The sequence below is a fragment of the Kocuria himachalensis genome, from assembly GCF_054784195.1.
The window spans coordinates 1-5,250 of the sequence record NZ_BAAGPL010000048.1; the positions used below are offsets into that span (position 1 = coordinate 1).

The 5,250-nt window shown below is 66.1% G+C and carries 8 protein-coding genes; 5 read left to right on the plus strand and 3 right to left on the minus strand.

The window, feature by feature from the left end; translation table 11 throughout:
• The 4 genes from ACYVM4_RS18375 to ACYVM4_RS18390 all read left to right on the plus strand — a co-directional run.
• The coding region (locus tag ACYVM4_RS18375) for a hypothetical protein (RefSeq protein ID WP_460669481.1) at positions 1-374 on the plus strand (374 nt) is incomplete at its 5' end.
• Positions 375-611: 237 nt separating this feature from the next.
• A complete protein-coding gene (locus tag ACYVM4_RS18380) occupies positions 612-1,019 on the plus strand; it encodes a hypothetical protein (protein WP_460669482.1) in 408 nt (135 codons plus the stop codon).
• Positions 1,020-1,342: 323 nt separating this feature from the next.
• Positions 1,343-2,515 carry an ATP-binding protein gene (locus ACYVM4_RS18385; RefSeq protein WP_460669483.1) on the plus strand — a complete coding sequence of 391 codons (1,173 nt, stop codon included), beginning with the start codon at positions 1,343-1,345 and terminating at the stop codon, positions 2,513-2,515.
• A 204-nt stretch (positions 2,516-2,719) separates the two neighbouring features.
• The gene (locus tag ACYVM4_RS18390) at positions 2,720-2,968 is read left to right on the plus strand and encodes a hypothetical protein (RefSeq protein WP_460669484.1); all 249 of its coding nucleotides are present in this window, start codon (positions 2,720-2,722) and stop codon (positions 2,966-2,968) included.
• 34 nt (positions 2,969-3,002) lie between these two features.
• On the opposite strand, the gene ACYVM4_RS18395 is transcribed toward ACYVM4_RS18390, so the two are convergent.
• Together ACYVM4_RS18395 and ACYVM4_RS18400 are read right to left on the minus strand one after the other, a co-directional pair.
• A complete protein-coding gene (locus ACYVM4_RS18395) occupies positions 3,003-3,590 on the minus strand; it encodes a GNAT family N-acetyltransferase (RefSeq protein WP_460669485.1) in 588 nt (195 codons plus the stop codon).
• Entirely contained in the window at positions 3,587-3,955 is a 369-nt protein-coding gene (locus ACYVM4_RS18400; protein WP_460669486.1) for a metalloregulator ArsR/SmtB family transcription factor, read from the minus strand. Before ACYVM4_RS18400 ends, ACYVM4_RS18395 begins: the two co-directional genes overlap by 4 nt.
• Before the next feature lie 99 nt (positions 3,956-4,054).
• Between ACYVM4_RS18400 and ACYVM4_RS18405 the strand changes: the two genes are divergently transcribed.
• Positions 4,055-4,555, plus strand: coding sequence for an ArsI/CadI family heavy metal resistance metalloenzyme (locus ACYVM4_RS18405; protein WP_460669487.1), 501 nt, complete (start codon positions 4,055-4,057; stop codon positions 4,553-4,555).
• A 220-nt stretch (positions 4,556-4,775) separates the two neighbouring features.
• On the opposite strand, the gene ACYVM4_RS18410 is transcribed toward ACYVM4_RS18405, so the two are convergent.
• Entirely contained in the window at positions 4,776-4,919 is a 144-nt protein-coding gene (locus tag ACYVM4_RS18410; RefSeq protein ID WP_460669488.1) for a hypothetical protein, read from the minus strand.
• Positions 4,920-5,250: the final 331 nt, after the last annotated feature.

Here is a 5,250-nt window from a genome sequence, read left to right on the forward strand (position 1 = left end):
TCCAGGCACCCTGGTCGATCGGGCTGTCTGTCTTCTTGTTCGCCAGCGCCGCGGTCTTCGCGTGGGGAGTGCGGTCAATACGAGAGCCCGCTGGCCGCTCGGATCCGTGGTTGGGGATGCGCGATGAGCTAGCCAGGACAGCCGCCCGGTGGGCACAGGAGCCCTCGCCGCGCCAGATGAGTCTCATCCTCACCGGTGCCGGTGGAGGCGTCGCCACACCCCTGTTCGTCCTGGCGACGCATTTCATCCATGTCCAAGACGCAGGGACGCCCTATGACCTGCTCGTCTTCCTCGGCCTGTCACTGCTGATGACTTATGCCGGGCTGATCATCTTCCTCGACGACAGCTTGCCCCGCCACTCCCCTCACCATTAGGACGGGTCGACCAGCACAGGCGCCCCTGCCATACAGCCCAGGCGGTGCCCGCCCCAGCCGTGGCGCCACACCACCGGGTGAGCTTAACCATGGACCTCTTGGGAACCTCGGCTGCACCTCAGAGGGACTCGTGGCCCGGATGCAACGACGGAAGAGCCCACATCTCTGCCGTTCCATTTCGCAAACAGGCGTGGTTGGCTGAATACTCAGTCAGGGCGGATACCGGGGGATACGAGCATGCACAGGCAGAAGGTTATCGGCTATGCCCTCATGGGATTGATCGTCCTATGCCTCATCGGCACCGGCATTCTGTTTCAGCTCGGCCATCCAATAGCCGGTGCCCTTACGGCCGTAGGAGCAGTAGTGCTCTTGTTTATCGGTCAACGTATGCTCACGCGGAGTCGAGCGACCGAAGCCACCCAAGGTCCAGAAAAGGCAGTCCTTGTCGTCATGGCAGTGTTCCTGGGCATCGGCGTACTCAGCATCGTCGCCACTGGCGTGTTCCGAATCCTCGAGGGAGCATTCCTCACCGGGTCAGCCTTTCTGGTCGGCGGCCCCCTCCTCGCCCTCGCAGGCGCAAAGTTCGTCCGCGACCACTGGCCCCGTGAGAAACCGACCAAGGAAGCCCCACGTTTAGATCCATGACCCGAAGCCAGCCTCGTTTCTTGGCTCGCACAGCCGGTAGCCCAGGACTAGGTGCGCGAGGCGCTCGTGGTGGGCAGAGCCAGGTGACCAATAGGGGGCAGCCCTCCACTCCCGCACTCCTGTCCAGGGGACGGTCTGCGCGCGGACGCCCCCAGCTCCCGCTCCTACAGGGGAACCCCAACTGCAGCATCCCGGACGTGTAGCAGTGCGATGATCCTTCACCCTTCCTCCTCGGCTGACCAAGCGGTCAGTCGGAACACACGACGTGTACAAGGAGCTACTAAGTTATAGCGATAATTCTATAAGTAGCTATAGTTTGCTACATGGAGTTAGAACTCAATCCGTACAACCCCGGCTCCGGCCTGCGACCGCGAGTGATGGGAGGTCGGCACGCGGAGATCGACGCATTCGACCTGGTGCTGGCCCGCACCAAACGAGGGATGCCCAACCGCGGAATGGTCCTTTCCGGCCTGCGCGGAGTCGGCAAGACGGTGTTGCTGAACTATCTGCGCGACCAGGCCGACCGGCACGGATGGCTCACCGTGCAGATCGAGGGCCGCCCCGAAGCCCAAGGCAACCGCGAAGTACGAGACAAACTGGCACGGGAACTGCAGATCGCCAGTCGCCGCTACAACCGGCGCTCCGCCGGCCAGTCCCTGGCCGAGGCATTGCGAACCATCCAGTCCTTCACGGTCTCCGTCGGAGCGAGCGGGGTGTCGGCAGGCCTCGAAGTCCATCCCGGGCGGGCCGACTCCGGTCAGATCGACATCGACCTGGAGGAACTCGTCGAAGACATCTGCACCGCCCTGAAAGCCGACCGCAGCGCATTCGGCATCTTCATCGACGAGATGCAGGACCTGGATCCGGAGCTGCTGGGCGCCCTCGTCACTGTTCAGCACATCGCGGGACAGCGGGAGTGGCCCTTCTACCTGATCGGTGCAGGATTACCCAACCTGCCGACCACACTGAGTGAGACCCGCACCTACGCGGAGCGGCTCTTCGATTACCGGGTGATCGGGCCCCTGGATGAGGACGGGGCCCGATACGCCTTCGCCCGTCCGGCTCGAGACATGGGTGCGGAGTTCGAACAGACCGCTTTAGAGCAGGTCGTCGATGCTTCCGGGCGCTACCCCTACTTCATCCAGGAGTTCGGCAAAGCGATCTGGGAAGCAGCCCCGGCCACTCCCTTCACCCTCGAGGACGCTGGGATCGCCATCCAGAACGGGTGGCAGCAACTCGATGCCGGCTTCTTCCCGGCCCGGTGGGGCAGGGCGACGAAGAAGGAGCGGGCCTACATGCGGGCCATGGCCATCGACGGCGACGAATGGTCCAGCACCAGCGAAGTAGCCAACCGCCAAGGCGTGAAGATCAGCAGCCTCGGGCCCACTCGCGCCCAGCTCATCAGCAAAGGACTGATCTATTCACCCGAGTACGGCAAGGTGGCGTTCACCGTGCCGGGCATGGCGGGATTCATCAGCCGCCAACACGAGGAGTGACCCCTAACCGGCCATATGTAAAGCGAACCCGCAGCATAGGTCGCCCAGACCCCGGTGGTGTCGCCGCCCTGGGCAACATCGTCGTGGTGCCTCCGGTCCAGCGCGCCCGGGACGCCGGACTGCTGCACCGGGAACCGATGTCCGACCGCTTCACCCCCCACCGGGATCGCGTGGGCCGACGGGCGGGAACAGGAGGTGGACGCGGTGATCTGGTTCACCGGGGTCCGCCCCGCCCTGCGTCATCTGCGGCCTCTGCAGGTGCGTGAAGAGGAGGGGTCAATCCCCACCGACCGCACGGCCTCCACAACGATGGACGGGCTCTACCTGGTGGGCTACGGGGACTGGGCCGGGCCCGGCTCGGCCACCCTCATCGGGGTCGGTCCCACCGCCAAGGCCACAGCCGCCGCCCTCCAACGCCAGCTGGCCACCCCGGCGCCCGTCCCGGCCCGCTGACCCCCGGCAGGCCCGTCAGTCCGCGGGAGCGGGTTCAGGTGCCGGCGGTGTCGCTGCGCCGCTCAAGCAGGAGCACATCACGCCACCGCCCCGCCTGCGGGCCGTGGTTCATTCGAACCAGGCGCCGACGCACCCCCACCGGCTCGAAACCGAGCTTCTGATGCAGGGCCAAGCTGGCGGTGTTCTCCGGGAAGACCTTCGCCTCGATCGTCCACATCCCCGCGGCCTCCGCCGAGGCGATCAGGGTCTCCAGCAGAAGCCGCCCCACACCGCGTCCGGCCGCGGTCGGGTGGACATAGACAGACTCCTCCACCACCCCCGCGTAGACTTCCCGGGCCGAGACCGGTGCGGCCGCGACCCAGCCCAGCACAGCACCGTGCTCATCCACGGCCACCTGGCGCAGGTGCGCCGGCCTGGCCGCCGCGAAGCTCTCCCAACTCGGTGGCCGAGACTCGAAAGTGGCCTGGCCGGTGGCGATACCGGCGGCATAGATCTCCTGGACGGCCGGCCAGTGGGACTCCTTGAGCCCGACCACGGTGAGCGCCCCAGCAGTGTCGCCCGGCATCATGTGCCGCTCCACCGGCATCACTACGCCGTCTCCAGGCGTGGGCGTGCCGTTCATGCGGTGGCCGTCTCGGGGGCGAACAGCGTCACCAGAGCCTCCAGCGCCTCAGGGTGGGTGCGGTAGTACACCCACACCCCGCGCTTGTCCCGCTCCAGCAGCCCGGCCTCGTGCAGGACCTTGAGGTGGTGGCTGATCGTGGGTTGGGACAGCTCGAAGGCCGGCAACAGGTCGCACACACACGCCTCCCCACCGGGGTGGGAGAGCACCATCGACAGCAGCTGCAGCCGCACCGGATCGGCCAACGCCTTCAGCAACGGGGCGATCCGCTCGGCCCGCTCCCGCCCCAGGGGCTCTCGCGACAGCGGAGCGCAGCAGGCTAAGGCGGTCGGCGTCACCGAGGAATCGTCACCAGAAATAGACATAGATCTATATTGACCTCTGTCGATGCCGGAGGCAACATTGGGACATCGACGGTGATCTATATTTGAGGATGCGCCGTCCCTCCAAGAAGGGAACCCGTCATGTCCAGAGTCCAGCTCGCCCTGCGCGTTGCCGACCTCGAGGCCTCCATCGCGTTCTACTCCACGCTGTTTCACACCACCCCGGCCAAACGCCGGCCCGGCTACGCCAACTTCGCCATCACCGAACCTGCGCTCAAGCTCGTCCTACTCGAGGGAGAACCTGGGAAGGAGACCCGGATGGACCACTTGGGGGTGGAGGTGGAGTCCACCGAGATCGTCAACGCCGCCGCTCACCGCCTGGCCGACGCCGGGCTGGTCACCCGCCCCGAGGAGGGAACCACTTGCTGCTACGCCGTCCAGGACAAGGTCTGGGTCACCGGCCCGGGCCAGGAACCGTGGGAGGTCTACACCGTCACCGCCGACGCCCGCCCAGACCTGGAAGGCAAGAACGATCCTGAGCAGTCGGCGGTGGCCGGCGATGGCACCTGTTGCACCACGCACGACCAGCCCACGCCGATGGATGACAGTGAGCCCGCGACCAAACAGCCCAGCTGCTGCTAACCCATCGAGCCGGATCGAGCCACCTCACGAGTGAGGCGGCTCGATCCCGATGGCATGACGACTGGAGTCATCGGCCACCATGTCCGTAAGCGAAGCCCGCACTGCAACGTGGTCCGCCGCTAACTGGCCATCTGTCAAGCGGTGGGGCGGGCGCGTCCTGGCTTGGCTGCCCCCGGATCAATCAGTGACCATTCGGTTGGCCATCATTGATGATCGGCCGTCATCGGAGAGATCGGGGGGTGTCGGTCGTGCTCAGCGTCAGGGGCCCAAAGATCATGCCGGCGTTCGTGGCGGTGAGCATGATCGTCCCGATGCCCACCGCCACCCTGGTGAACAGCTCGATTTCACCGATCAGCCGCGGCACTCTCACCAGCATGGGCCCGGGGCCCAGGCATGGTGGGGCGAGGTTGGTGGAGGGCGGGTAACACCGAGCGCGCCGGGGGCCACCGGTGATGACTGGGGTTAGGGATTCCAATGGTGCACGGCCCGACCAGGAATACGGACGTGACCGTGCCGACCCCGTCGTCACGATCCGTCCATGCGCTGGTGGGCTGGATTTCATCTGCCCGGAGCACACTGGGCGTGTCGTCGACGTCTCGATGGCACGGGGGAAGGGGATCCGCCATGACTGACATGCACGTGCCCGGTGAGGACCTGGCCCGGCTCCGTCCCGGGGACCGGGTGGAAGCCCGCCG